The sequence below is a fragment of the Methylophaga sp. UBA1464 genome, from assembly GCF_002325665.1.
Classification (GTDB): Bacteria; Pseudomonadota; Gammaproteobacteria; order Nitrosococcales; family Methylophagaceae; genus Methylophaga.
Map to the genome: position 1 here is coordinate 304 of NZ_DCSO01000001.1, position 1,110 is coordinate 1,413.

At 45.0% G+C, this 1,110-nt stretch carries 1 protein-coding gene; it reads left to right on the forward strand.

Annotated elements, in window-relative coordinates; translation table 11 throughout:
• Positions 1–97: 97 nt before the first annotated feature.
• A complete protein-coding gene (locus tag B3O33_RS00005) occupies positions 98–1,084 on the forward strand; it encodes a sensor domain-containing diguanylate cyclase (protein ID WP_292359936.1) in 987 nt (328 codons plus the stop codon).
• Positions 1,085–1,110 lie beyond the last annotated feature (26 nt).

Here is a 1,110-nt window from a genome sequence, read left to right on the forward strand (position 1 = left end):
TTGAAATATTTGCAGCCCAAATATATTTGTGACTTGCATCACATAAATTTTTATAAGATACTCCCGCTCTTAAGTGTTTGATTACTAAGGATTGGGTATGAAGACGGGGCTTGGCGACGTAGATGATGAATGTCTACAGGTCGTACTGGACATAATCAGTGATGGCGTATGGGATTGGCACGCAAACACAGGATACGTATACCGTAGCCCTGGATGGTTTCGGATGCTGGGTTATACTGCCGCAAATACACCTGCTACTGTCGCATTTTGGGAACAATGCCTGCACCCGGAAGATTCTGGGCGTGTTCTGGAACATTTTGATAATTATATTCATAACCATGCAAGCACCTACCAGATTGAATACCGCCTGCGTAAGTCTGATAATAATTATGTTTGGATAGAGGATCGCGCCAGAATCATTGAATGGAATGAAGATGGCTCGGTCGCGAGGATGATTGGAGCGCACCGTGATATCAACGAGCGTAAACTCAATCTGGAGCGACTGGCGCAGCAGAATCATTCGTTGGAAGATTTGGTAGAAGAACGAACTCACCAGCTTATCCAAACCAATGCCGAGTTGGAAAGTAAAATTGCTGAAGTTCAACGTCTGGCCGAAACAGATACACTCACTGGTGTTGCCAATCGTTATCGGTTGGAAAAAACACTGGAACTGGAAGTGGAACGAGCTGAACGTTTTCATCAACCGTTATCGGTGATTGCACTTGATATAGATGATTTTAAAATCGTCAATGATGAGTTTGGTCATGCCAATGGCGATATGGTTCTGGTACAAATGAGCCGGTTGTTGAAAAAGAATATCCGTGAAATTGATTTGCTGGCGCGCTGGGGCGGTGATGAATTTATGATTCTGTTGCCAAATACCGCGCTTGAAGCCGCAGCACATACCGCCGAAAAACTACGTCAACTGATTGTTGATGCCAATCTTGATAAACGTGCGACGATAACAACCAGTTTTGGGGTGGCACAGTTACGTCAGGGCGAGTCCGCCATGCGCTTATCGATTCGTGCCGACAACGCTTTGTATCAGTCTAAAGAATCCGGAAAAAACCGAATCAGCTCCTAGGGATTGTTGATCTTTCATCTCCGCCT

What these genes read in the sequence shown, in the direction of transcription:
- B3O33_RS00005 (WP_292359936.1), top strand. Translation starts at nt 98, where the DNA reads ATGAAGACGGGGCTTGGCGACGTAGATGATGAATGTCTACAGGTCGTA.